The sequence below is a fragment of the Burkholderia sp. JPY481 genome, from assembly GCF_038900515.1.
Classification (GTDB): Bacteria; Pseudomonadota; Gammaproteobacteria; order Burkholderiales; family Burkholderiaceae; genus Paraburkholderia; species Paraburkholderia youngii.
Map to the genome: position 1 here is coordinate 918,471 of NZ_JAYMRT010000001.1, position 25,790 is coordinate 944,260.

Consider the following 25,790-nt stretch of genomic DNA (forward strand, 5'->3'; position numbering starts at 1 on the left):
ATGCGAGCGTCACCGCGCGTTACTACATTGGCGAAAAAAGAAATCCTCCCTCTTTTCGACCAGGACAGCCAATGCGAGAACTGCCCACGCCCACCCTGCCCTTCGCCTCGCTTTTCGAACCGCGCCGTCTGCCCCGCGCCGAGGAAACGGTCACCGCGCAGCATCGCCTGCAAGTCTCGTGGGCGCGTACCGACGAAGAGCTGCGTGAAGCGCAGCGTCTACGCTATCGCGTCTTCGCCGACGAAATGGGCGCGCGCCTGAGCGGCCCCGCCGGCCTCGACGTCGATGCGTTCGATTCGTACTGCGACCATTTGCTGGTACGCGATCTCGACACGTTGAAAGTAGTCGGTACCTATCGCGCGTTGCCGCCGCATCAGGCCGCGCGCATCGGCCGTCTGTATGCGGAAAGCGAGTTCGACGTGTCGCGTCTCACGCATCTGCGCGCGAAGATGGTCGAGGTCGGCCGCTCGTGCGTGCATCCCGACTATCGCAGCGGTTCTGTGATCATGTCGCTGTGGGCAGGGCTCGGCGCGTACATGAAGCACAACGGCTACGAGACGATGCTCGGCTGCGCGAGCGTCGCGATGGCCGACGGCGGCCACTATGCGGCAAACCTGTATTGCTCGCTGCGTGACAACGCGCTGACCGCGCCCGAATATCGCGCGTTCCCACATACACCGCTGCCGGTAGACGACCTGCAGACCGGCGCCGCCGTCGCGCCGCCGCCGCTCGTGAAGGGCTACTTGCGACTCGGCGCGAAGATTTGCGGCGCACCGGCGTGGGACCCCGACTTCAATACCGCGGACTTCCTGACGCTGTTCCGCCTGTCCGATATCAACGCCCGCTACGCGCGGCACTTCCTCGGCGATGCGTTGCCGCGATAAGCTGCATCACCGGGAAACGAAAAAGCCCTGCATTTGCAGGGCTTTTTTTGTGCACGCGCACGCTGCGAATCGAAGCGTGCGTCGATCGGCGCGACATCAATCGTCGGTATAAACCACGCGATACGGAATCCCGACTTTCTCCCACTCCGCGGCTTCCTGGATCAGGCTGTAGTCCGTCAATGGATTGTTGGCGACCCACTCATTCGGCAAACGCACTTCGTAACCGCCGTTCGCCTGAGCAACCGTGATACCCGGCAGGCCGACGTCCGCGCGTCGACGGCACAGCAACGCCGCGAGCCGCAGGCAGAACAGCAGCGGCCATTCGACGTCGCGCGTCTGCGACAGCTTGCCGAGCTTGCCCGCGTGGCCGAGCACGAGCGCGGCGAGGCGTGCCTGATCGGTGCGCGAAAAGCCGGGCATGTCGGCGTTGCTTGCGATATACGCCGAATGCTTGTGATAAGCGCTATGCGAGATCGACAGCCCGATTTCGTGCAGCGACGCCGCCCAGCCGATGAACATGCGGTTCTCCGCGCGGCGTTCTTCGTCCGGTTCGATGAACTGATCGTAGAAGCTCGTCGACAGATCGCTGATACGCCCCGCCTGCGCACGATCGACGCCGTAGCGCCGCATGAAGCCGCCGACCGTCACCGTCCGCATGTCCTCGTGCTGCGAACGGCCGAGCAGGTCGTACATCACGCCGAGACGCAGCGCGCCGTCGGTGGTGTCGACATAGTCGACGCCCAGTTCGTCGAACACCGCGATCATGATCGACAGGCCGCCCGCGAGCACCGGCACGCGGTCGCTCTTCAGCGCGATCAGCTTCAGCCGGTTGACGTTCTCTGCCTTGATCAGTGCGCGCTTGAGCCGCTCGAGGCCGCCGCGCGAAATGCCGTGCGTGACGCCGGCATCGTTGAAATTGTTCGCCTCGACCAGTTCGGCGAGCGCGCGGGCGGTGCCCGATGAGCCGATCGCCTGCTCCCAGCCGGTCTTCTTGTATTCGGCGGAAATGATCTGGATTTCGCGGCGCGCGGCGAGTTCGGCCTGACGCATCGTGTATTCGTCGACGTTGCCGGCCGGGAAAAACGTGCGGCTATGGCTCACGCAGCCGATATACAGGCTCTCCATCTTGATCGGCGTGTAGTGCGAGCCGATGATGAATTCCGTCGAACCGCCGCCAATATCGACGACGAGCCGCTTGCCCGCGCTCGCCGGCACCGAGTGAGCGGCGCCTGCATAAATCAGGCGCGCTTCCTCACGCCCCGCGATCACTTCGATCGGAAAACCGAGCGCCGCCTGCGCTTCGCCGAGAAACTCGCCCGCATTCTTCGCGATGCGCAGCGTATTGGTCGCGACCGCGCGCACGTGGTCGGGGTGAAAATCGCGCAGACGCTCGCCGAAGCGCTTCAGCGCATCCCAGCCACGCACCTGCGAGGCGCGATCGAGCATTTTGTCGCTCGATAGCCCGGCCGCGAGCCGCACCGGCTCGCGCAAGGCGTCGACCTGATAGATCTGGCTGCCCGCGTCGGTTTCCTCGACCCGGCCCACGATGAGCCGGAAGCTGTTCGAACCGAGATCCACGGCGGCGAGGAGATGAGGGATATTGACCATCGGGTAAGCGTACTCCATGCGCGCGAGCGCGGCGGCTGCGGCTGCGGGCGTGGCGGCGGACGCTGGCAGCGCCACGCGCCTGCCCGGCGCCTTCGACGCATGATGCGCGTCGCGGCCGGCCGCACTGTTCAAAGACGCCATTCTAAGCGTAGCAGCCTTCACGGTGTCACCTCGCGGCGCAGGGAGTTCGGTATCGTCGCATAGGTAGCGCGTCATATTGACGACAGCCGACGATTGCGGCATAAAATGTTTAAAACACCGCCGATGTCATCAGGACGTCATCAAATCGTGAGAATTTCCGAGCGTCTTTCCGTCGCCATTTCAGACATTCCAATCTCGCCACCGATGTCCGTCCGCTATCCCCTATTGAATCGCGAGCTGGGCATTCTGGGTTTCAACGAGCGCGTGCTGGCGCAAGCCGCCGATCCCGCCGTCCCCCTGCTCGAACGTCTCCGTTTTATCTGCATCACCAGTAGCAATCTCGACGAATTCTTCGAAGTCCGCATGGCCGGGCTTCAGGAACAGATGCGCGACAACCCCGGCGCATTGTCGCCCGACGGCATGTCGCTGCAGCACGTGTACGACCTCGTGGTCGAACGTGCGCAGAAGCTCGTGCATCGCCAGTACACGATGCTGCACGACACGGTGCTCACCGCGCTCGAGGAGGAAGGCATCTATTTCCACGGCACCGAAGCATGGAGCGACGCGCAGACCGAATGGGCGCGTAACTACTTCTTCGACGAACTGCTGCCGGTGTTAACGCCGATCGGTCTCGACCCCGCGCATCCGTTTCCGCGCGTGCTGAACAAGAGCCTGAACTTCGTCGTCGAGCTCGAGGGCAAGGATGCATTCGGCCGCCAAGCGATGATGGGCATCGTGCAGGCGCCGCGCGCGCTGCCGCGCCTCGTGCGCATGCCGCAGGAGCTGTCGGGCTATCCGCATGGCTTCGTGCTGCTGAGCTCGCTGCTGCAGCGCTTCGTCGGCGAGCTGTTTCCGAATCTCGTCGTGCGCAGCTGCAATCAGTTTCGCATCACCCGCAATAGCGAACTGTTCGTCGACGAAGACGAAATCACCAATCTGCGCGTCGCGTTGCAGGGCGAACTGCCGGCGCGGCATCTTGGCAATGCGGTGCGGCTCGAAGTGTCGGCGGAAACGCCCGCGCACGTAGTGCGGCGCCTGCTCGACGAAAGCGGTCTGTCGAACAAGGACTGCTACTACGTGAACGGCCCCGTCAACCTGGTGCGGCTGATGCAATTGCCCGAGATGGTCGACCGGCCAGATCTGAAGTTCGTGCCGCATATTCCGTCGACGCCGCCCCAAATCGCCAATGCCGCGAGCATGTTCGACGTGATCGACCAAGGCGACGTGCTGCTGCATCATCCGTACGAGAGCTTCCAGCCGGTGCTCGAACTGCTGCTGCAGGCCGCCAAGGACCCGAACGTGGTCGCGATCAAGCAGACCATCTATCGCACCGGCACCGACTCGCCGCTGATGGACGCGCTGATGCAGGCCGCGCGCAACGGCAAGGAAGTCACGGTGGTCGTCGAACTGCTCGCGCGCTTCGATGAGGAAACCAACATCAATTGGGCCTCGCAGCTCGAAGCGGTAGGCGCGCATGTAGTCTACGGCGTGGTCGGCCACAAGTGCCACGCGAAGATGATGCTGATCGTGCGACGCGTATTGGCGGGCGGCAAGTCGACCCTGAAGCGCTACGCGCACCTGGGTACCGGCAACTATCACCCGCGCACCGCGCGCCTCTATACCGACTTCGGTCTGATGACCGCCGATCAGAAGATCTGCGAGGACGTGCACCATGTATTCCAGCAGCTGACCGGCATCGGCGGCGAACTCAAGCTGCACGAACTGTGGCAATCGCCGTTCACGCTGCATCCGAAGCTCGTCGAAGCGATCCGCAAGGAAGCCGAGCACGCACGGGCGGGCAGGAAGGCACGCATCGTCGCGAAGATGAACGCGCTGCTCGAGCCGACGGTGATCGCCGAACTGTACGAAGCAGCGCAGGCCGGCGTGAAGATCGATCTGATCGTGCGCGGTGTGTGCTCGCTGCAGCCGGGCGTGCCAGGACTCTCCGAGAACATCACGGTGCGCTCGATCGTCGGGCGCTTTCTCGAACATCATCGCATCTACTATTTCTACGACGGCGGCAAGGAGCAGGTCTATCTGTCGAGCGCCGACTGGATGGATCGCAATCTGTTCCGGCGCGTCGAAGTCGCATTTCCGGTCAACAACCGGCGGCTGAAACGGCGCGTGATCGCGGAAGGGCTATCGGCGTTTCTCGGCGACAACCAGTCGGCCTGGTTGATGCAAAGCGATGGTCACTATCGCCGGCGCCGGCCGGGCAAGGCGTCGCGCAATGCGCAGATGAGCCTGCTCGGCAAGTTCTGTTCGTAGTCGCCCGTGTTGCGGGTGCTCGCCGCGACGGCGGGCACCTGACGATCTGCGCGCATAAAAAAACCGCCTGTTCCAGGCGGTTTTTTGTTGGATCGACCAGTCGGACGACTGCCGTGCTCAAACCTGTGCGGTTTGACAGCGCGCGGTCCGATACACCGGAAAGCGCACCGTGAACGTGCTGCCGCGCCCTTCTTCGCTCTTCACTTCAAGTTGCGCATCGTGCCGTTGCAATACGTGCTTGACGATCGCGAGACCGAGCCCGGTGCCGCCCGTGTCGCGCGAACGGCTGCGATCGACGCGATAGAAGCGCTCGGTGAGCCGTGGAATATCGGCGGCCGGAATGCCGAGGCCGCTATCGGTGACCGAGAACACCGCATGGCCACCCTGCGCACGCCAGTTGACCTTGATCGAGCCGCCGTCCGGCGTATAGCGGATCGCGTTCGTCACCAGGTTGCCGAACGCGCTGAGAATCTCGGTTTCGACGCCGGTGACCGTCAAAGCTTCGTCGGCTTCGAAGACGATCTTGTGATGATCGCTGGACAGGCTCTGCGCGTCGTCGTGCAGATGCCGCAATACCGCCTGCATGTCGATCATCTGATCGCTCGGCGGCTTGTTGTCGCCTTCGAGCGTCGCGAGCACCAGCAGATCGCTGACGATATGACGCATGCGCGACGCTTGCTGCTCCATCAGGTCGAGATAGCGCGCGCGCTCGGCCTCGCCCAACGGCAGCTCACGCATCGTCTCGAGAAAACCGGACAGTACGGTGAGCGGCGTCTTCAGTTCGTGCGACACGTTGGCGACGAAGTCACGCCGCATCGCATCGGTGCGCTCGAGTTCGGTGATGTCCTGCGACAGCACCAGCTTGCGATTGTCGCCATACGGAAACACCTGCACCGACAGCACGTTCTGGCGCTTGTCGCCCATGCCGCGCATGATCAGCATTTCCTCGTACCGATGCGAATTCAGATAGCGCACGAAATCCGGATGACGCACCAGATGCGTGATGTGCTGACGCAGATCGCGCTTCGCATCGAGCCCGAAGTGGCTTTCGGAAATCGCGTTGCACCACTCGATCTGATCGTGATCGTCGAGCATCGCGACGCCGTTCGGCGACGCCTGGATCGCCTGGATGAACCGCGAATGCTGCTGCTCGACCTGGCGCACCTGGGCGTGCCAGCGCTTCGCGAGCTTGTGCAGACGGTAATAGATTTCGCCCCAGATGCCGGGGGCGCTCGGCACTTCGCCGTACACCGGCGCATCGAGCAGACGCCACAGACGCTGCTTGTGGAAGGTACTGAAGACGCTCTGTGCGAGCAGCATGACGATGGCGAGAGCGAGCCCTGCCTTGACGTTCACCAGTGCGCCGACCAACGCGCAAAGAACAGCAAGCAGCACGACCGACACGATGGAGCGCGCCCAGATGATGTTCATGGTCTAGCGATCGAAGAGAAAATACAGCGCAGCAAGGAGGTGTGGCGGCTCACCGTTACGCAGTGCAGTGCGCCGCCGGCGGCTATCAGGCGCTCTTCGCCAGCCGGTAGCCGCTGCCGCGTACCGTTTCAATCATAGCATCGCACCCGGCCGGCTTGAGAGCCGCGCGCAGACGCTTGATGTGCACGTCGACGGTACGCTCTTCGACGAACACGTGATCGCCCCACACCTGGTCGAGCAGTTGCGTGCGGCTGTGCACGCGCTCCGGGTGAGTCATGAAGAAGTGCAGCAGACGGAATTCGGTCGGGCCGAGATCGAGCTTGATCTCGCTGCCTTCCGCATGCGCGGCGACGCGGTGTGTGGCCGGATCGAGCTTCAGGCCGTTGATTGCGACCACGTCTTCGGTCAGCTGCGGCGCGCGGCGGCGTAGCACCGCCTTGATGCGCGCCATCAGTTCCTTCGGCGAGAACGGCTTCGTCACGTAGTCGTCGGCGCCGATCTCGAGGCCGAGCACCTTGTCCTGCTCGTCGCCGCGCGCGGTCAGCATGATGATCGGGATATGCTTCGTGCGCTCGTTGTTGCGCAGATCGCGGGCGAACGAAATGCCCGATTTGCCCGGCAACATCCAGTCGAGCAGCACGAGATCGGGCAGCACGTCGCTGATCAGGTTGTGCGCCTGCTCCGCGTTGTACGCGCGAATCGGGCAGTGTCCGGCGTGTTGAAGATTGACCGAAATCAATTCGGAAATGGCGGGCTCATCTTCAATGACGAGAATGCTGCTGGGCATCGGCACCTCTGTTCCTTATCTCTGGATTAGCTGAGCGCTTCGCGTTCGAGCGCGTCGCGCGACTGGTGCCGCACGTCGGTACCCTTGACGATGTAGATGATGAATTCGGCGATGTTCTTCGCGTGGTCGCCGATCCGCTCGATCGCCTTGGCGATGAACAGGAAGTCGAGGCCCACCGAGATCGAACGCGGATCTTCGGTCATATACGAAATCAGCTTGCGCACGAACGCGCGGAATTCCTCGTCGATCGCCTTGTCGTCGCGCACGATCTGCGCGGCAGCGACCGTGTCCAGACGCGCGAACGCGTCGAGCGCACGGCGCAGGATCGACACGGCCATCTCGCCGGACAGCTTGATTTCGGCGATGTTGATGGTGCGCGAGGCGCCGTCTTCCATCAGACGCTTGGTGCGCTTCGCGATCTTCTCGGCTTCGTCGCCGGCGCGCTCGAGGTTCGTGATGGTCTTCGAGATCGCGATCAGCAGGCGCAGATCGCGCGCGGCCGGCTGACGGCGCGCGATGATGTTGCTGCACTCTTCGTCGATGTCGACTTCCATCTTGTTCAGACGGTCTTCGGCGGCGATGACCTGCTCGCACATACCGAGGTCGAATTCGTTGAGCGCCTGCATCGCGTTGACGATCTGCGATTCGACGAGACCGCCCATTTCGAGCACTTTCGACGAAACGAGGTTCAGGTCGGCGTCGAACTGGCTGGACAGATGTTTATCGGACATGTCGTACTCCGTTGTATTGCCCGGCGGATCAGCCGAAGCGGCCGGTGATGTAGTCCTCGGTTTCCTTGCGGACCGGCTTGATGAAGATTTTTTCCGTGTCGCCGAATTCGATCAGTTCACCGAGGTACATATAGGCAGTGTAGTCCGAACAGCGGGCTGCCTGCTGCATGTTGTGCGTAACGATCACGACCGTGTAGTCGCTCTTCAGTTCGGCGATCAGCTCTTCGATACGGCCCGTCGAAATCGGGTCGAGCGCCGAGCACGGCTCGTCGAGCAGCAGCACTTCGGGTCGAATCGCGATACCGCGCGCGATACACAGACGCTGCTGCTGGCCGCCCGACAGACCGTAGCCGCTCTGGCCGAGCTTGTCCTTCACTTCGTTCCACAGCGCCGCCTTGGTCAGCGCCCATTCGACGCGGTCGTCCATTTCCGAGCGCGACAGCTTCTCGAACATCTTCACGCCGAAAGCGATGTTGTCGTAGATCGACATCGGGAACGGCGTCGGCTTCTGAAACACCATGCCGATGCGCGCGCGCAGCAGCGAAATGTCCTGGCGCGTGGTCAGCAGGTTCTCGCCGTCCATCACGATCTCGCCTTCCGCGCGCTGCTCCGGATAAAGCGCGTACATCTTGTTGAAGGTTCGCAGCAGCGTGGACTTGCCGCAGCCCGACGGGCCGATGAACGCGGTCACCTTGCCTTCGGGAATCTGCAGGTTGATGTTCTTCAGCGCGTGGTACTTGCCGTAGAAGAAGTTGAGATCCTTGACTTCGATCTTCGGACGCGACGGGGTTTGCGCGTGAGCGCTGTGTTCGGGGTCGGAGCCCGCGGGCGCGGTTGCGTGCCCGACCGGATTGAGTTGGGTTTCTGCCATGTTCATCGGATTCACTCCGCCCTTACTTGTTCGAGAAGATCGTGCGCGCGAGGATATTCAGTCCCAGCACCGCGAGCGTGATCAGGAAGACGCCGGCCCACGCGAGCGACTGCCACTGCGCGAACGGGCTCATCGCAAACTTGTAGATCGTGACCGGCAGGTTCGCGACCGGCTGGCCCATATCGACCGAGAAGAACTGGTTCGACAGCGCGGTGAAGAGCAGCGGCGCGGTTTCGCCGGCAATCCGCGCGACCGCCAGCAGCACCCCCGTGACAATGCCCGCGATCGACGCCTTCAGCGTGATCGACAGCACCATCTTCCACTTCGGCGTACCGAGCGCGAACGCAGCTTCCCGCATCGCATTCGGCACGAGCTTCAGCATGTTTTCGGTCGTGCGGATCACGATCGGAACCTGCAGCAGCGCTAGCGCGAGCACGCCGGCCCAGCCGCTGAAGTGGCCCATCTTCGCGACGACGAGCGCGTAGACGAACAGACCGATCACGATCGACGGCGCCGACAGCAGGATGTCGTTGATGAAGCGCGTGAGGTTCGCAAGCCAGCCTTTCTGGCCGTATTCGGCGAGATAGACGCCCGCCATGATGCCGATCGGCGTGCCGACGAAGGTCGCGAGCGCGACCAGCAACAGGCTGCCGACGATCGCATTCGCAAGACCGCCGCCATCGGTGTTCGGCGGCGGCGTCGACTGCGTGAACAGCTCGACCGACAAACCACCGATCCCGAGATGCAGCGTCGTATAGAGAATCCACACGAGCCACAGCAGGCCGAACGCCATCGCCGCGAGCGACAGCGTCAGCGCGATCGCGTTAGTCATCCGACGGCGCCCTTGCAGACGCACGCGCATCGCTTCGAGCGTCGCAGGGTCCTTCAGGCCCGGCATATTCAGGGACGGTCCGCTCATTTCGCGCCCTCCCCTTTCTCGAGACGCAGCAGCATGATTTTCGAAATCGCCAGCACGATGAATGTAATCACGAACAGGATCAGGCCGAGCTCCATCAGCGCCGACGTGTGCAGGCCCGGGTCCGCTTCCGCGAACTCGTTGGCGAGCGCCGACGTGATGCTGTTGCCCGGCGAAAACAGCGAAATATTGTCGAGCAGATTGGTGTTGCCGATCACGAAGGTGACCGCCATCGTCTCACCCAGCGCGCGGCCGAGGCCGAGCATGATGCCGCCGATCACACCGGTCTTGGTGTACGGCAGGACGATCTTCCACATCACTTCCCACGTCGTGCAGCCGATACCGTAGGCCGATTCCTTCAGCAGCACCGGCGTCACTTCGAACACGTCGCGCATGACCGCCGCGATGTACGGGATGATCATGATCGCAAGGATGACGCCCGCGCACAGGATGCCGATGCCGATCGGCGGACCCGAGAACAGCGCACCGACGATCGGAATGCCGCCGAGCACCGCGCCGAGCGGCTTCTGGAACCACACCGCGAAGATCGGTGCGAACACGAGCAGACCCCACATGCCGTATACGATCGACGGAATCGCGGCGAGCAGTTCGATCGCGATGCCGAGGGGCCGACGCAGCCATGCAGGCGACAGTTCGGTCAGAAACAGCGCGATGCCGAAGCTGACGGGCACCGCGATGATCAGAGCGATGATCGACGTCGCGAGGGTGCCGTAGATCGGCACGAGCGCGCCAAATTGTTTGCTGGGTGGATCCCACACCGCCGTCCAGAGGAACGCGAGACCGAACTCGCGAATCGACGGCATCGAGGCAATGATCAGCGACACGATGATGCCGCCGAGCAGCAGCAGCGTGACGATGGCGGAAAGGCGTGCGAGGCCGCCGAAGATCACATCGCCGGAGCGGCCAGGCGCTTTCTGCTGCGACGCGCTGCCAGGCGGAGTGGCCCGGCTCGTGCCGGACGCTAAATGAATATCGGACATGAGAGCCTGAGGGACCTGTATCCAGTTGCCGGACGACACATGTCGGGCGGGCGGTGATGCATGCGGCGCATGCCGCGTGAAAGTCACAGGCCGTCCTCATGCGAGGACGGCCGGGGTGCTACCAGGCACGATTCAGACATACCGCGCCAGCTTACGCCTGTTACTCGGCGAGCGTCTTGCCTGCCGAATCCTTGACCTTTTGCTTCCACTGCGTGCGGATTTCCGACACTACCGATTCCGGCAGCGAAATGTAGTCCAGATCGTTCGCAGCCTGACCGCCGTTCTTGAACGCCCAGTCGAAGAACTTCAGCGTTTCCGCGCCTTGCGGTGCCTTTTCCTGCGTCGTGTGCAGCAGCACGAACGTCGCGCCGACGATCGGCCATGCGTTCTTGCCCGGCTCGTTCGTCAGGATCTGGTAGAACGACTTCGACCAGTCAGCGCCAGCAGCCGCTGCCTTGAACGTGTCGGTCTGCGGCTGAACCACGGTGCCGGCTTCGTTCTTCAGCGCGACGTAGTTCATGTGGTTCTGCTTGGCGTACGCCCATTCGACGTAGCCGATCGAACCCGGCAGACGCTGCACGAATGCCGCGACGCCGTCGTTACCCTTGCCGCCCGTGCCGGTCGGCCAGTTGACCGTCGCACCTTCACCTACCTTCGTCTTCCATTCCGGGTTGACCTTCGACAGGTAGTTCGTCCAAATGAAGCTGGTGCCCGAACCGTCGGCGCGGCGCACCACGGCGATGTCCAGATCCGGCAGCTTGACCTTCGAGTTCAGCGCGACGATTGCCGGGTCATTCCACTTCTTGATCTTGCCGAGATAGATGTCGCCGAGCACTGCACCCGACAGCACCAGTTCGCCCGGCTTCACGCCCGGCACGTTGACTGCCGGCACCACGCCGCCGACCACCGTCGGGAACTGGAACAGGCCTTCCTTCGCGAGTTCGTCGTCCTTCAGCGGAGCGTCCGAACCAGCGAAATCGACGGTCTTCGCCTCGATCTGCTTGATGCCGCCCGACGAACCGATGCCCTGGTAGTTAACCTTGCCGCCGCCGGTCTTCTGATAAGCGTCGGCCCACTTCGTGTAAATCGGTGCCGCGAACGTGCTGCCCGCGCCGGTGATGTCTGCGGCTTGCGCTGCGATTGCGAAAAGCGCGCCAGCGACGCCAGCGAACACGGTTTGCATCAATTTCATGAGACCTCCAAGGGAGTGTGAGCGTGTGGTGTGAGCGGGAAACTCGAACACCGCGAAGCTTAGGGTCTCTTTATGACAAAAACGTGACTGATCGTGAATCGGATGTGACAGTCACATTACCCAGTGAAAGGTTCGGGAGCGGGCGAACGCCGCCATAGCGATGCTCGCTGCATCGCATTTTGCAAGTTAGACGAAAAAGACGGAGCGCGAACGTTTGCGCTCGGTGCGGAGGGACGTTTTTGTGCGGAGACGTCGACTTTCTGGTGGCTGGGGCGCGGGGAGTTGTTGGGGTGAAGCCCGGCGACGAAGTTTATGAGACGCGGGTCGCTGAACCTTCTCGTAGCGACCGTCAGGCAGCAAGCGGTCGCCACCGCCCGCCGCCTGTTCGGGAACAGATCAGGCCGTCGCTACCCGCACGGCTTCCGCAATCGCTTCCGAATGCTCGAGCGCGTCCGCGGCGTTCTGCGCCTCTACCATCACGCGCAGCACCGGCTCGGTGCCCGACGCGCGGATCAGTACGCGACCGCGGCCGTCGAGCGCGCCTTCGGCCACCTTGATCGCGCTACGAATCGTATCGCTGCCCTTCCAGTCCGCGCCGGGCTTCATGCGTACGTTGATCAGCTTCTGCGGGAACAGCGTGACACCGTCCAGCAGATCCGCGAGCGATTTGCCGCTGCGTTGCATCGCCGCCAGCACGAGCAGAGCGGACACGATGCCGTCGCCGGTCGAATGGCGATCGAGCGACAGAATGTGGCCCGAACCTTCGGCGCCGAGCTGCCAGCCGTGCTCGCGAAGCTGTTCGAGCACATAGCGGTCGCCAACCGCGGCGCGCACGAACTTGACGCCGGCTTTCTGCAGCGCGACCTCCACGGCCATGTTGGTCATCAGCGTGCCGACCGCGCCTTCCACATGGCCGGCCGTCGCGATACGGTCCTTGACCAGCACGTACAGCAGCTCGTCGCCGTTGAACAGGCGGCCGGACTCGTCGACGACCTGCAAGCGGTCGGCGTCGCCATCGAGCGCGATACCGAGGTCCGCGTGGTTTGCGCGCACCGCGCGAACCAACGCATCCGGAGCGGTCGCGCCGACGCCGTCGTTGATATTGAAGCCGTTCGGCGAGACGCCGATCGGGATCACTTCCGCGCCGAGCTCATGGAACACGTGCGGCGCGACGTCGTACGCGGCGCCGTGCGCGCAATCGACGACGAGCTTCATGCCGCGCAGGTCGTACGCGGCCGGGAACGTGCTCTTGCAGAACTCGATGTAGCGGCCGGCCGCGTCGTCGAGACGGCGCGCCTTGCCCAGTTGCTCGGAAGCCGCGCATGCGAGCGGCAGCTCGAGCTGCTCCTCGATCTGCGCCTCGACGTCGTCCGGCAGCTTGTTGCCGTCGGCCGAGAAGAACTTGATACCGTTGTCGTAGTACGGGTTGTGCGACGCGCTGATCACGACGCCCGCGGCAAGCCGCAGCGCGCGCGTCAGATAGGCGATGCCGGGTGTCGGCATCGGGCCGGCCAGCATCACGTCGACGCCGGCCGCCGAAAAGCCCGATTCCAGCGCGGCTTCGAGCATGTAGCCCGATACGCGCGTGTCCTTGCCGATCAGGACGGTCGGACGAGCGCCTGTCTTCGCCCATTGATCAGCGCCCGCGAGCACCTTGCCGGCCGCGTAGCCGAGCCGCAACACGAATTCCGGCGTGATCGGGCCTTCGCCGACCTTGCCTCGAATGCCGTCCGTTCCGAAGTAACGACGTGCCATATTTGTTCTCCCTCTATCTGGCTGCGGGTTCAACCGTGCGCGCGGCTCTGCTTTGCCGCGTCGCGCAGGGTTGCCCATACTTTCAATGCATCGACTGTTTGCGCGACGTCGTGTACGCGCAGAATCGCGGCGCCCCGCTCGGCCGCGCACACCGCTGCGGCGATGCTGCCGGCCACGCGCTCCGGCGCCGGCCGCCCCGTCACCGCGCCAACCATCGATTTGCGCGACATGCCCGCAAGGATCGGATACGGCGACGCGGCGCGCGGCGCCGTGTCGCCCAGATGCGCGAGCAGCGCATAGTTGTGCTCGACGACGACCTTGCCGAAGCCGAAACCCGGATCGACGCTGATACGCTCGCGCGCAATCCCCGCCTGCTGCAAAGCTGCGACACGCTCCTCGAGGAACTGGCGCACTTCGCTGACAACGTCGGCATAGTGCGGCTCGCCGCGCTGCATGGTCTGCGGCTCACCTAACATATGCATTACACAAAGGCCGCAGTCGCTGTCGCGCACCGCGTCGATCGCGCCGGGCATTCGGAAGGCCCAGACGTCGTTGATCAGGTCGGCGCCCGCGTTCAACGCGCTCCGCATCACTTCTGGCTTGTAGGTATCGACCGACAACGGCACGTTCGCGCCACGCAGTTGCTCGACGAGTGGTATCACGCGCTCCAGTTCTTCGTCGAGCGGCACGGGCGGCGCGCCAGGACGCGTCGATTCCCCGCCGATATCGATAATGTCCGCGCCCTCGAGCATCATGCGCTCGGCCTGGCGCAGCGCATCGCCGCGCATCGCGTACAAGCCGCCATCAGAGAAGGAATCGGGAGTGACGTTCAGGATGCCCATGACCAACGGGCGTTCAAACGTCAGCTTGAAGCGGCCGCACTGCAGCGGCTCTGGAAGGGGTACGGAGGAAGAATCGGCTTTCGACACGTAGCAATGCTTCACTTTGAACGGATAAATGCAAAACGGGCCGGTGTGTAGCACACCGGCCCGCACTTTCTACTGGCAACCTATCAGGCCGGCGCGGTTGCGCTGCCCGGCTTGACTTCAGTGCCCGCGCTGCCGCCCGACGAGGCGTCGCTTGCCGACGGCGGCGAGCTCTTCGGCGAACGCGGCGGACGGCCAGCCATGATGTCGTTGATCTGATCGGCGTCGATCGTCTCCCACTCCATCAATGCGGCGGTCATCGCTTCGACCTTGTCGCGGTTTTCTTCCAGCAGGCGCCGCGCGAGATTGTACTGCTCGTCCAGCACACGACGAATTTCCGCATCGACCTTCTGCTGCGTCGCTTCCGAAATGGTCCGCGTGAAGCCGCGGCCGAACGGCGAAGCGTCGTTTTCGTCGTCGACATAGACCATAGGTCCGAGCGCATCCGTCATACCGAAGCGGGCAACCATTGCGCGAGCCGTCTGGGTCGCCTTGTTGAAGTCGTCCGACGCACCGGTGCTGATGAGGTTCAGGAACAGCTCTTCTGCGACGCGGCCACCGAACAGAATGGCAAGACGGTCGAGCAGATAGTCCTTCGAGTACGTTTCGTTGTCATGCTCCGGCAACTGCCACGTGACGCCAAGCGCACGGCCGCGCGGAATGATCGTGACCTTGTGCACCGGATCGGCCTTCGGCAACAGCTTCGCGATCACCGCGTGACCCGATTCGTGATACGCGGTCGCACGCTTCGATTCTTCGCGGATCACGGCCGACTTGCGCTCCGGACCCATGAAGATCTTGTCCTTCGCGTCCTCGAAGTCCGTCATTTCGACGATGCGCTTGCCGCGGCGCGCCGCGAACAGAGCTGCTTCGTTGACGAGGTTCGCGAGATCAGCGCCCGAGAAGCCCGGCGTGCCGCGCGCGATCACTGCCGCATCGACGTCGTTCGAAATCGGGACCTTGCGCAGGTGCACCTTCATGATGTGCTCGCGGCCGCGGATATCGGGCAGACCGACATACACCTGACGGTCGAAACGGCCTGGACGCAACAACGCCTTGTCGAGTACGTCCGAACGGTTCGTCGCCGCGATCACGATGACACCCGAATTCGCCTCGAAGCCGTCCATTTCGACGAGCATCTGGTTCAGCGTCTGTTCGCGCTCGTCGTTACCGCCGCCCATGCCGGCGCCGCGATGACGGCCGACCGCGTCGATTTCGTCGATGAACACGATACACGGCGCGTGCTTCTTGGCCTGCTCGAACATGTCGCGCACGCGAGCCGCGCCGACGCCGACGAACATTTCCACGAAGTCCGAACCCGAAATGCTGAAGAACGGCACCTTCGCTTCGCCGGCGATGGCGCGCGCGAGCAGCGTCTTACCGGTTCCCGGCGGGCCCACGAGCAGCACACCGCGCGGAATACGACCGCCGAGCTTCTGGAATTTCTGCGGATCGCGCAGGAAGTCGACGAGCTCCGACACTTCTTCCTTGGCTTCGTCGCAACCGGCGACGTCGGTGAAATTGATTGCGTTGTTGTTCTCGTCGATCAGCCGCGCGCGCGACTTGCCAAACGAGAAGGCCCCGCCTTTGCCGCCCCCCTGCATCTGTCGCATCATGTAGAACCAGAAACCGATGATCAGGATCGTCGGCCCGAGGTAATACAGCACGGACATCAGTGCATTGGGTTCGTCGTCAGCCTTGCCGCTCACCTGTACGCCATACTTCATCAGATCGCCGACCATCCAGATGTCGCCGGGCGACACGATCTGGTACTTCTGGCCGTCTGCTGGAGTGACCGTGAGGTTCCGCCCCTGGACAATGACGTTCTTGACTTTGCCGTTCTTCGCGTCGTCCATGAACTGCGAATAGGAAACGCCTTCCTGGACACGGGGCTTGTCGAACTGCTTGAACACCGTAAACAGCACCAGTGCGATTACCAACCACACTGCTGCTTTCGAAAACATATTGTTGTTCAAAGCACCACTCCTTCACTTAGACGGGCGCCTACATTTGCCTTGCGGCACCACGAAAGCATTCTAATCCAGTCCGCAGACCCCTGCCATAGCGTTTCACTACCATGGAAATAGGGTAGCAGGCCGGCTTGGCGTCGGTCTTCGACGCATCGGGCTCATTATTGGCAGAAATGGAACCGGCTCGCCGCATCCCTATGCGGGACGCTTCAAATGCTTACCCAAAATAAATGTTTCTGACGATTTATCCCGCGACGCCTTCGGCTTGCGGGCCGCAACCACCTTGAATTGGCGCTTGAACTTTTCGACAATCTGACTATATCCGCTGCCGTGAAAGCATTTGACTAAAAGGGCACCATCCGGCTTCAGGTGATTTTGTGCAAATTCGAGCGCGAGATCGCATAAATGCTCGATCCGCGCCGCATCCGCGATCGCCACGCCAGAGAGGTTGGGTGCCATATCCGAAATTACAAGGTCTACCTGGCGCGCGCCGACCAATTCTTCGAGTTGGATCAGCACGGAGTCTTCGCGGAAATCGCCCTGGATGAAGTGCACGTCGGCTACCGGCTCCATCGGCAAAATGTCCAAAGCGATGATCGTGCCGTCGATGCCACCTTCGCGCTCCGCGTTGCGCTGCGAGCCGCCGGCAAGCTTGTTACGCGCGTACTGGCTCCAGCTGCCCGGCGAGGAACCGAGATCGACGATCACCTGTCCCGGGCGGATCAGCTTGTCCTGCTCGTCGATTTCCTTGAGCTTGTAGGCCGCGCGGGCACGATAACCTTCCCGTTGCGCCATTTTGACGTACGGATCGTTGATGTGGTCGTGCAGCCACGCGGTATTGAACTTGTTTTTTGCCATTAAAGATTGAACTATTGCTGCGTCGAGTCGCGCTTTAGGGGATAATACGCGGTTAATTCGCGCGGCCACCGCCAGACTGGCGGCCATCCGCGATTCTGTTGTTCTGACGCGCACCCTGCTGAATCAACCCGCCCGAATCGCTCGGCGATCGGACGAAAATGCAGGAGCCGCCATTTTAGTCGAGTCTTCCACTTTCCATGCCAGCCCTCAAAGTCTCTCCCGACCAACGCGCCGAGTTGCGCTCCCAGGCACATGCGCTCAAACCGGTCGTGCTCGTCGGGGCCGAAGGCTTGACCGACGCTGTGCTCGCCGAAATCAAGGTGCACCTCGCAGCGCATCAACTGATCAAGATCCGCGTGTTCGGTGATGAGCGCGAGGAGCGCATCGCCATCTACGAAGAAATCTGCGACACGCTGAACGCGGCACCGATTCAGCATATCGGCAAGTTGCTCGTGATCTGGAAGCCAGAATCGGCACAGCCTGCGGCAAAAGCGAAGCGCGGCGCATTGCCGAGCGCCCGTGAAGCGGCAGCTGAAGAAGCCCGGCCGGCCAAGGGCCGCGCACCGCGCATCGTCAAGGTGGTGAAGCCGACCGACGTGCCGATGCGCAAGCCGCGAGCGAAAGCGGTGTTGGTGCGCGGCAACGAACGCGTGACGCAGGGCGGCAACATCAAGCGCGCGAAGAAGCGGCAAACCAGCGCGAAGCGTTCGCATCAGTCGAAGTAAGAGAACACGCGGCCATGGTGCGGACCGGCTCCGCACCGCGCGTTGGGAGCCTTGAGCGCAAGGCCGAAACAGCGCGAATGAACTGTAGCTGGCCGCCGGAATCGCGACGATTCGTCGCAACATGAAGTTCGTCGCGGGGCATCGGCATCGACCGGCGGACACAGCGCCGAGTCACACCGCCAGCCACCCACGAGCTTCAGCCCGCCACCTTCCCCCTGACTGCGCGCGCGCCCTCTTCGTCGGCCGCAGTACCGACATGCGCCGGCAGCAGCCACACGAGCGCAACACCTAGCAGGCTCTCGATCAGATAGAACAGACTCGACACGCCATGCAGGATGCCGAAGCGCGTTGCATAAACGGAATGTCCGACGTCGCCGCCTGCCTCGAGCGCGGCGACGCGCATCGCGTTCATGAACGGCTGCAACGCGAAATAGCCAACCAGCACGCATACGAGCATACCGGCGAGCAGCCAGCGCAGGCGGCGATACGCGCCACTACCGCGCCGCACGAGCAGATTGGCCAGACCGAGCAGCAAAATACCGCACACGACGCCAATCACACCCTGAATCCGAAACAGCTGCGCGGCAATGGCACCCGCCGTCATGCGGTCGAGCGACGTGAAGAGCACGGGCGCAACCGCGTAGCCGATGGTCAACAGACTACCAACCCACACCACCGTCAGCAGGCGGAATAAACGATGCGGCATCAGAGACACCGGCGCCATCCTCAGATGTAGCTGACCGCGATGATTTCGTATTCGCGAATGCCGCCCGGCGCCTGCACCGACGCGACGTCGCCTTCCGACTTGCCGATCAGCGCACGCGCGATCGGCGAGCTGATCGAGATCAGGCCGTGGTCGATGTCCGCTTCGTCGTCGCCGACGATCTGGTATTTGACCGACGCGCCCGACTCGAGGTCTTCGAGCTCGAGCGTCGCGCCAAACACCACGCGGCCGTCGGCTTCCACTTGCGACGGATCGATCACCTGCGCGCCCGCGAGCTTCGACTCGATTTCGGCGATGCGGCCTTCGATGAAGCCCTGCTTTTCCTTCGCAGCGTCGTATTCCGCGTTTTCCGACAGATCGCCCTGGGCGCGCGCTTCCGCGATCGAGTTGATCACAGCCGGACGCTCAACCGATTTCAAGCGCTGCAATTCATCGCGCAGCATGTCAGCTCCGCGCTTCGTCAATGGAATAGTGCTCATAAACAACTCTGGAGGCAAAAAACGGCCATAAAAAAAATCACCGCGGTTAAGTGCATTCCGCGAAAGCCGCCGCCCATGGATAGACCTGGGCCGCAGCACCTGCGGAACGCCGCTTAACCGCGGCACTTACATCTTGGACAGGTATCGAAGCCTTAGTTTAGGCGAGCGTGGAGTCCTTGTAAATCATAGACTTCCAGGTTCTTCAGATAACGAAGACCCTCCACCGCCGCGCGTGCGCCCGACATCGTCGTGTAGTAGGTAACCTTGTTCGCCTGCGCGCTCATGCGGATCGAACGCGAATCGGCGATCGCCGCGCGCGTTTCGTCGACGGTCGTGAAGACGAGTGCGATCTCGCCGTTCTTGATCATGTCGACGATGTGCGGACGGCCGTCCTTCACCTTGTTGACGACCTTGACCGGCACGCCGGCAGCTTCGATCGCGGCAGCCGTGCCCTTGGTCGCGACGATCGGGTAGCCGAGCTCGTGCAGCATGCGCGCGACTTCGACTGCCTTCTGCTTGTCGGCGTCCATCACAGTCAGCAGCACCGTGCCCGACTCGGGCAGACGCGAACCCGCCGCGAGCTGCGACTTGAACAGCGCCTCGCCGAACGTCTGGCCGACACCCATCACTTCGCCGGTCGAACGCATTTCAGGTCCAAGCACCGGATCGACCGTCGGGAACTTGACGAACGGGAACACCGCTTCTTTCACGCTGAAGTACGGCGGCTCGACTTCCTTCGTCACGCCTTGCGCGGCGAGCTTCTGGCCGACCATCGCGCGCGCCGCGATCTTCGCGAGCGGCAGGCTGGTCGCCTTCGACACGTACGGAACCGTGCGCGACGCGCGCGGGTTCACTTCGAGCACGTAGATGATGTCTTCTTTCGAACCATCCGCCTGCGGTACCTGCTGGATCGCGAACTGCACGTTCATCAGGCCGACCACGTTCAGCGCCTTCGCCATCGCGGCGGTCTGGCGCTTCAGTTCGGCAACCGTCTCCTTCGACAGCGAATACGGCGGCAGCGAGCAGGCCGAGTCGCCCGAGTGCACGCCCGCCTGTTCGATGTGCTCCATCACGCCGCCGATAAACACGGCGTCGCCATCGGAAATGCAATCCACGTCGCATTCGATCGCGTCGTTCAGGAAGCGGTCGAGCAGCACCGGCGAATCGTTCGACACCTTGACGGCCTCACGCATATAGCGTTCGAGGTCGCGCGGCTCGTGGACGATTTCCATCGCGCGGCCGCCCAGCACGTACGACGGGCGCACGACGAGCGGATAGCCGATTTCGTCGGCGAGCTTCAGCGCTTCGTCTTCGGTGCGCGCGGTGCGGTTAGGCGGCTGACGCAGGCCGAGGTCTTGCAACAGCTTCTGGAAACGCTCGCGGTCTTCGGCCGCGTCGATCATGTCCGGCGACGTACCGATGATCGGCACGCCGTTGGCTTCGAGATCGAGCGCGAGCTTCAGCGGCGTCTGGCCGCCGTATTGCACGATCACGCCGACCGGCTTTTCCTTGTCGACGATTTCGAGCACGTCTTCGAGCGTCAGCGATTCGAAGTACAGACGGTCGGAGGTGTCGTAGTCGGTCGACACGGTTTCCGGGTTGCAGTTGACCATGATCGTTTCATAGCCGTCTTCGCGCATCGCGAGCGCGGCGTGCACGCAGCAGTAGTCGAACTCGATACCCTGGCCGATCCGGTTCGGGCCGCCGCCCAGCACCATGATCTTCTTGTTGTTGGTCGGGTTCGCTTCGCACTCTTCCTCGTAGGTCGAGTACATGTACGCGGTCCTGGTTGCGAACTCGGCGGCGCACGTGTCGACGCGCTTATACACCGGACGCACGTTCAGCTCGATACGGCGCGCGCGCACGTCCGCCGGCTTCGCGCCGAGCAGCTTGGCGAGACGCCGGTCCGAGAAGCCGCTCTGCTTCAGATACTTCAACTCTTCCTTCGACAGGCTCGCGAGCGTGCGGCCGGCCAGCGCCTTTTCCTTCAGCACGATCTGTTCGATCTGCGCGAGGAACCACGGGTCGATCGCGGTCTCTTCGAAGATCTCTTGCGCGCTCATGCCGACGCGGAACGCATCGCCGACATACCAGATGCGATCCGGACCGGCTTCGCCGATCTGGCGGATGATCTCGTCGCGATCGGCAGTCTTTTCGTCGAGACCGTCGACGCCGACTTCGAGGCCGCGCAGCGCTTTCTGGAACGACTCCTGGAACGTGCGGCCGATCGCCATCACTTCGCCGACCGACTTCATCTGCGTGGTCAGGCGCGGATCCGCTTCGCGGAATTTCTCGAACGCGAAACGCGGGATCTTCGTGACGACATAGTCGATCGTCGGTTCGAACGACGCCGGGGTCTGGCCGCCGGTGATTTCGTTCTTCAGTTCATCGAGCGTGTAGCCGACCGCGAGCTTCGCCGCGACCTTCGCGATCGGGAAGCCGGTTGCCTTAGACGCCAGAGCCGACGAACGCGACACACGCGGGTTCATTTCGATCACGATCATCCGGCCGTCCTTCGGATTGATCGAGAATTGCACGTTCGAGCCGCCCGTGTCGACGCCGATCTCGCGCAGCACCGCCAGCGACGCGTTACGCAGGATCTGGTATTCCTTGTCGGTGAGCGTCTGCGCCGGCGCGACCGTGATCGAGTCGCCGGTATGGATGCCCATCGGGTCGAGGTTTTCGATCGAGCAGACGATGATGCAGTTGTCCGCCTTGTCGCGGACCACTTCCATCTCATACTCTTTCCAGCCGAGCAGCGACTCTTCGATCAGCAGCTCGCGCGTCGGCGACAGGTCGAGACCGCGCTTGCAGATCTCTTCGAATTCGTCGCGGTTGTACGCGATGCCGCCGCCCGAACCGCCCAGCGTGAACGACGGACGGATCACGACCGGGTAGCCGCCGCTGCCGGTTTCCGCGGCGATCTTCGCCTGCACCGCGAGTGCTTCTTCCATCGAATGCGCGGTGCCCGACTTGGCCGAACCGAGGCCGATCTTGGTCATCGCGTCCTTGAACTTCTGGCGGTCTTCCGCCTTGTCGATCGCTTCGGGCGACGCGCCGATCAGTTCGACGTTGTACTTCGCCAGCACGCCGTGCGCGTGCAGATCGAGCGCGCAGTTCAGCGCGGTCTGGCCGCCCATCGTCGGCAGGATCGCGTCCGGGCGCTCCTTCGCGATGATGCGCTCGACCACTTCCCACGTGATCGGCTCGATGTAGGTCACGTCGGCCGTGTTCGGGTCGGTCATGATCGTCGCCGGATTGCTGTTGACGAGAATGACCTTGTAGCCTTCCTCACGCAGCGCCTTGCATGCCTGCGCGCCCGAGTAATCGAACTCGCACGCCTGGCCGATGATGATCGGACCCGCGCCGATGATGAGGATGCTCTTGATGTCTGTCCGCTTGGGCATAACGCTCTCGCTAATGTATTCCTGAATTCTTTCCGTCGGCGCGCGCCGTTTTCACGTTGCGCGCGCTGTTTGCGGCGCCCGCCGCATCGTGCCGCGGGCCGCCGCGGCCGCCGCGAGCCGCTTTCGTTTCCGTCTCGGGCTGGCTCGTGGGGCCGATCTTTACGTCTTCAAGCCGCCGCGCTGTTGCCGCTCTTCTGCGCGTCCATCAACGCGGTGAAGCGGTCGAACAGGTACGCGATGTCGTGCGGACCAGGCGACGCTTCCGGGTGGCCCTGGAAGCAGAACGCCGGCTTGTCGGTCAGCGCGAAGCCTTGCAGCGTGCCGTCGAACAACGACACGTGGGTCACGCGAGCGTTCGCGGGGAGCGTGTCGGCGTCGACCGCGAAGCCGTGGTTCTGCGACGTGATCACCACGCGGCCGTCTTCGAGATCCTTGACCGGGTGATTCGCGCCATGGTGGCCGGTCTTCATCTTCATCGTCTTAGCGCCGACCGCGAGGCCCATGATCTGGTGGCCAAGGCAAATGCCGAAGGTCGGAATGCCGCGCTCGATGAACTCCTTGGTCGCCGCGATCGCGTAGTCGCACGGCTCCGGGTCGCCGGGGCCGTTCGACAGGAACACGCCGTCCGGGTTGAGCGCGAGCGCGTCGGCGGCGCTCGCCTGCGCCGGCAGCACCGTGACGTGGCAGCCGCGCTCGGCCAGCATGCGCAGGATGTTCTGCTTGACGCCGTAGTCGAATGCGACCACGCGGTACTTCGGCGCCTTCTGCTCGCCGTAGCCCGTGCCCAGACGCCACTCGGTTTTGGTCCACTCGTAGGTTTGCTCGGTCGACACGACCTTCGCGAGGTCCATGCCGGCGAGGCCAGGGAACGAGCGCGCGAGTTCGATGGCCTTGGCTTGGTCGTCGGAACCAGCGAGGATCGCGCCGTTTTGCGCGCCCTTGTCGCGCAGCAGGCGGGTCAGCTTGCGGGTGTCGATGCCGGCGATGGCGACCACGCCTTCGTCCTGCAGATATTGCGGGAGCGTACGCTCCATGCGGAAGTTCGACGCGAGAACCGGCAGATCACGGATGATCAGGCCGGCGGCATGGACTTTCGTCGCTTCGACGTCTTCGGCGTTCACGCCGACGTTGCCGATATGCGGGTACGTGAGGGTCACGATCTGGCGCGCGTAGCTCGGGTCAGTCAGGATTTCCTGATAGCCGGTGATGGCGGTGTTGAACACGACTTCACCGATGGTATGCCCGGGGGCCCCGATCGAATAACCACGAAAGACCGTGCCGTCGGCGAGCGCGAGAAGAGCGGGAGAAAATGACGGCAACACGGGAGACTCCTTGGGGGAACACCCTGTTGCCACCTGTCTATCCGATTTCGAGCCGCAGCGGAACACATTCTGGATGCGCGCGCAGACTCGCTCGCGAGCTGCCGGTAACGATGCAAGGGGCGCGATGAGTCCATTGTGTGGACGACTTCGGCTGGGTGCGGGGCCCTTCTTGCTACGCCAATGGCGCGCGGCGGATGAACGGTATGGGGGAGGTAGGCGCTAGGGTGCGGGTTGATAAGCTCAAACCTTGAAATTATAGCCTGAAACCGCCCTTCCTTCCAAATCTGAGATGGGGCGCGGACCTGCAACGGCGTGCCGCACGGCCGTTCAGGCCTCCTGCTCCGCGCGCATGTCGCCCGACAGGGCAAGCTGCCGCCCCGGCAATACGTACCAGATCGCGCTCAGCACCTGCAGCGCGACAAGGATTTTCCACGCGCTCAGATGCGCGACCGCCGGATAGTGCCCGCCGCTCGCCGGCCAGTGCGACAGCACCGCGCCAACGCCGATCTGAAAACCGAAGATCAGCAGAAAAATGATCAGCGTCAGCGTCGTGTTGACCCGGCCGATCATCTGCGGCGGGAAATGTCGCGCCATCACTGCGTAGCTCAGAATGCCGGTGCCACCGAAGATTCCGTATGCGGCCCACAACAGGCTCGCCGGCAATGGCGCGTTCAACATAATCAGCATCTGCGTCAGCACGTATAAGGCCATGCCGATGCCGCAGAACGCATACAACGAGAGGCCGCGCCGTTCGAGACTACGCGCCGCCGCGCCGAAACCGACGCACCCCGCCATCATCGCGAAGCCGAGAATCGACACGAGCGCCGCCGCCTCGCGCGGCTCGAAGCCTTGTACATCGCGCAGCCATGCTCCGACCCACAACGACTGCATCGCGTAGAAAACACCCTGCGTAACGACCGAGAATGACGCGATTTTCCAGAATGCCGCGCTGCGCAGGATATGCAACGTACCCTTGAACTGCGCGACGAGGCTCGTCTGGCGATGCGCGTCGCGCGCGTCCGGCGCGAGCGTCCATTGCGCGAGCGCGACCACCACTGTCAGCACACCGAGCCCTACACAGACCGAGCGCCAACTGGAAAAGCCGAGCACCCACGTGAGCGGCGAACCGACCATCACGCCGCCGAACCCGCCGATCGCCATCACGAGTCCGTTCATCAATGGCAAACGCGATACCGGAAAATGCTGCGCGAGCGCCTTGAACGCGGCGCCCAGACACACGGACACGCCGACGCCGATCAGCAGCCGCCCGACCATCATCATGCCGAGACTATGCGCGGCACCGAACACCCAGATGCCGAGCGCGGCGAAGAGCAGCGTGACGGCCGTCACGCGACGGGCGCCGAAGTGGTCGAGCAGCACGCCAGCGGGAATCTGCGCGCCCGCGAAGCCGAGGAAATACAGACTCGTCAGCACACCCAGATCGGCGGCTGACAGACCGAGATCGCGCGTGATGAACGGCGCGAAACCGAGATTGACGCCGCGAAACACGTAAGAGACGAAGTAGCCGGCGGAAAAAAGCAGAAAGACGCGCAGTTGGGTCGACGACATAAATCAGGAAGAAAACCTGGAAATGGACCTCGAAAACCTGGCCCGAGGTTCGGACGGATCAGGACAAAACGGCGTCCCGCGGCCAACGCGGCCGAAGCACGAACAATAAATTAAATACGGCAAGTCCGCAGGAATCGTCCGCCAATGAAAAACGCCGTCACCCTGAGATGACGGCGTTGGATGAACACGGTACGTGATCGGAGCGCAATCCATGCGCTGCCCCCG

General features: G+C 63.0%; 20 protein-coding genes. 3 read left to right on the forward strand and 17 right to left on the reverse strand.

Annotated features, from left to right (window positions below):
• Positions 1-71: 71 nt before the first annotated feature.
• The gene (locus VSR82_RS04190; protein WP_013089997.1) at positions 72-884 is read left to right on the forward strand and encodes a GNAT family N-acetyltransferase; all 813 of its coding nucleotides are present in this window, start codon (positions 72-74) and stop codon (positions 882-884) included.
• A 96-nt stretch (positions 885-980) separates the two neighbouring features.
• On the opposite strand, the gene ppx is transcribed toward VSR82_RS04190, so the two are convergent.
• Complete coding sequence (gene ppx, locus VSR82_RS04195) at positions 981-2,633, reverse strand: exopolyphosphatase (RefSeq protein WP_018433461.1); 1,653 nt, start codon at positions 2,631-2,633, stop codon at positions 981-983.
• Between the two features lie 204 nt (positions 2,634-2,837).
• Here ppx and ppk1 point away from each other — a divergent pair, with 204 nt between their 5' ends.
• Positions 2,838-4,901, forward strand: a complete 2,064-nt coding sequence (ppk1, locus tag VSR82_RS04200) for a polyphosphate kinase 1 (RefSeq protein ID WP_368585251.1) — start codon at positions 2,838-2,840, stop codon at positions 4,899-4,901.
• A gap of 117 nt (positions 4,902-5,018) precedes the next feature.
• Here the strand turns inward: ppk1 and phoR are convergent, their stop codons facing one another.
• The 11 genes from phoR to VSR82_RS04255 form a co-directional block, all read right to left on the reverse strand.
• A complete protein-coding gene (phoR, locus tag VSR82_RS04205; RefSeq protein ID WP_368585250.1) occupies positions 5,019-6,332 on the reverse strand; it encodes a phosphate regulon sensor histidine kinase PhoR in 1,314 nt (437 codons plus the stop codon).
• A gap of 85 nt (positions 6,333-6,417) precedes the next feature.
• Positions 6,418-7,119: a phosphate regulon transcriptional regulator PhoB gene (gene phoB / locus VSR82_RS04210; protein ID WP_008922879.1), complete on the reverse strand. Its 702-nt coding sequence runs from the start codon at positions 7,117-7,119 to the stop codon at positions 6,418-6,420.
• 26 nt (positions 7,120-7,145) lie between these two features.
• A complete protein-coding gene (phoU, locus tag VSR82_RS04215; RefSeq protein WP_368585249.1) occupies positions 7,146-7,850 on the reverse strand; it encodes a phosphate signaling complex protein PhoU in 705 nt (234 codons plus the stop codon).
• A 28-nt stretch (positions 7,851-7,878) separates the two neighbouring features.
• Positions 7,879-8,727, reverse strand: coding sequence for a phosphate ABC transporter ATP-binding protein PstB (gene pstB / locus VSR82_RS04220; RefSeq protein WP_018433457.1), 849 nt, complete (start codon positions 8,725-8,727; stop codon positions 7,879-7,881).
• Positions 8,728-8,743: 16 nt separating this feature from the next.
• Positions 8,744-9,640: a phosphate ABC transporter permease PstA gene (gene pstA / locus VSR82_RS04225; RefSeq protein ID WP_368585248.1), complete on the reverse strand. Its 897-nt coding sequence runs from the start codon at positions 9,638-9,640 to the stop codon at positions 8,744-8,746.
• Positions 9,637-10,638 carry a phosphate ABC transporter permease PstC gene (pstC, locus tag VSR82_RS04230; protein ID WP_368585247.1) on the reverse strand — a complete coding sequence of 334 codons (1,002 nt, stop codon included), beginning with the start codon at positions 10,636-10,638 and terminating at the stop codon, positions 9,637-9,639. The genes pstA and pstC overlap by 4 nt, the downstream gene beginning before the upstream one ends.
• A gap of 160 nt (positions 10,639-10,798) precedes the next feature.
• Positions 10,799-11,830, reverse strand: a complete 1,032-nt coding sequence (gene pstS / locus VSR82_RS04235; RefSeq protein ID WP_368585246.1) for a phosphate ABC transporter substrate-binding protein PstS — start codon at positions 11,828-11,830, stop codon at positions 10,799-10,801.
• Positions 11,831-12,226: 396 nt separating this feature from the next.
• On the reverse strand, positions 12,227-13,585 hold the full coding sequence (gene glmM, locus VSR82_RS04240; protein WP_368585245.1) for a phosphoglucosamine mutase: 1,359 nt from the start codon (positions 13,583-13,585) through the stop codon (positions 12,227-12,229).
• Between the two features lie 29 nt (positions 13,586-13,614).
• Positions 13,615-14,427: a dihydropteroate synthase gene (folP, locus tag VSR82_RS04245; RefSeq protein ID WP_429458518.1), complete on the reverse strand. Its 813-nt coding sequence runs from the start codon at positions 14,425-14,427 to the stop codon at positions 13,615-13,617.
• A 170-nt stretch (positions 14,428-14,597) separates the two neighbouring features.
• The gene (gene ftsH / locus VSR82_RS04250; protein ID WP_013090008.1) at positions 14,598-16,487 is read right to left on the reverse strand and encodes an ATP-dependent zinc metalloprotease FtsH; all 1,890 of its coding nucleotides are present in this window, start codon (positions 16,485-16,487) and stop codon (positions 14,598-14,600) included.
• 189 nt (positions 16,488-16,676) lie between these two features.
• On the reverse strand, positions 16,677-17,339 hold the full coding sequence (locus VSR82_RS04255; protein ID WP_410849632.1) for an RlmE family RNA methyltransferase: 663 nt from the start codon (positions 17,337-17,339) through the stop codon (positions 16,677-16,679).
• A gap of 197 nt (positions 17,340-17,536) precedes the next feature.
• Between VSR82_RS04255 and VSR82_RS04260 the strand changes: the two genes are divergently transcribed.
• Positions 17,537-18,064 (forward strand): YhbY family RNA-binding protein, encoded by a 528-nt coding sequence (locus tag VSR82_RS04260; RefSeq protein WP_429458516.1) that lies wholly within the window; start codon positions 17,537-17,539, stop codon positions 18,062-18,064.
• A 196-nt stretch (positions 18,065-18,260) separates the two neighbouring features.
• Here the strand turns inward: VSR82_RS04260 and VSR82_RS04265 are convergent, their stop codons facing one another.
• From VSR82_RS04265 to VSR82_RS04285, 5 genes are all read right to left on the reverse strand, one after another.
• Complete coding sequence (locus VSR82_RS04265) at positions 18,261-18,770, reverse strand: DUF4149 domain-containing protein (RefSeq protein WP_429461844.1); 510 nt, start codon at positions 18,768-18,770, stop codon at positions 18,261-18,263.
• 20 nt (positions 18,771-18,790) lie between these two features.
• Entirely contained in the window at positions 18,791-19,267 is a 477-nt protein-coding gene (gene greA / locus VSR82_RS04270; RefSeq protein ID WP_026228283.1) for a transcription elongation factor GreA, read from the reverse strand.
• A gap of 152 nt (positions 19,268-19,419) precedes the next feature.
• On the reverse strand, positions 19,420-22,674 hold the full coding sequence (gene carB, locus VSR82_RS04275; RefSeq protein WP_429458514.1) for a carbamoyl-phosphate synthase large subunit: 3,255 nt from the start codon (positions 22,672-22,674) through the stop codon (positions 19,420-19,422).
• A 167-nt stretch (positions 22,675-22,841) separates the two neighbouring features.
• The gene (gene carA, locus VSR82_RS04280; protein ID WP_368585240.1) at positions 22,842-23,996 is read right to left on the reverse strand and encodes a glutamine-hydrolyzing carbamoyl-phosphate synthase small subunit; all 1,155 of its coding nucleotides are present in this window, start codon (positions 23,994-23,996) and stop codon (positions 22,842-22,844) included.
• A 327-nt stretch (positions 23,997-24,323) separates the two neighbouring features.
• Complete coding sequence (locus VSR82_RS04285; protein WP_429458511.1) at positions 24,324-25,565, reverse strand: MFS transporter; 1,242 nt, start codon at positions 25,563-25,565, stop codon at positions 24,324-24,326.
• Positions 25,566-25,790: the final 225 nt, after the last annotated feature.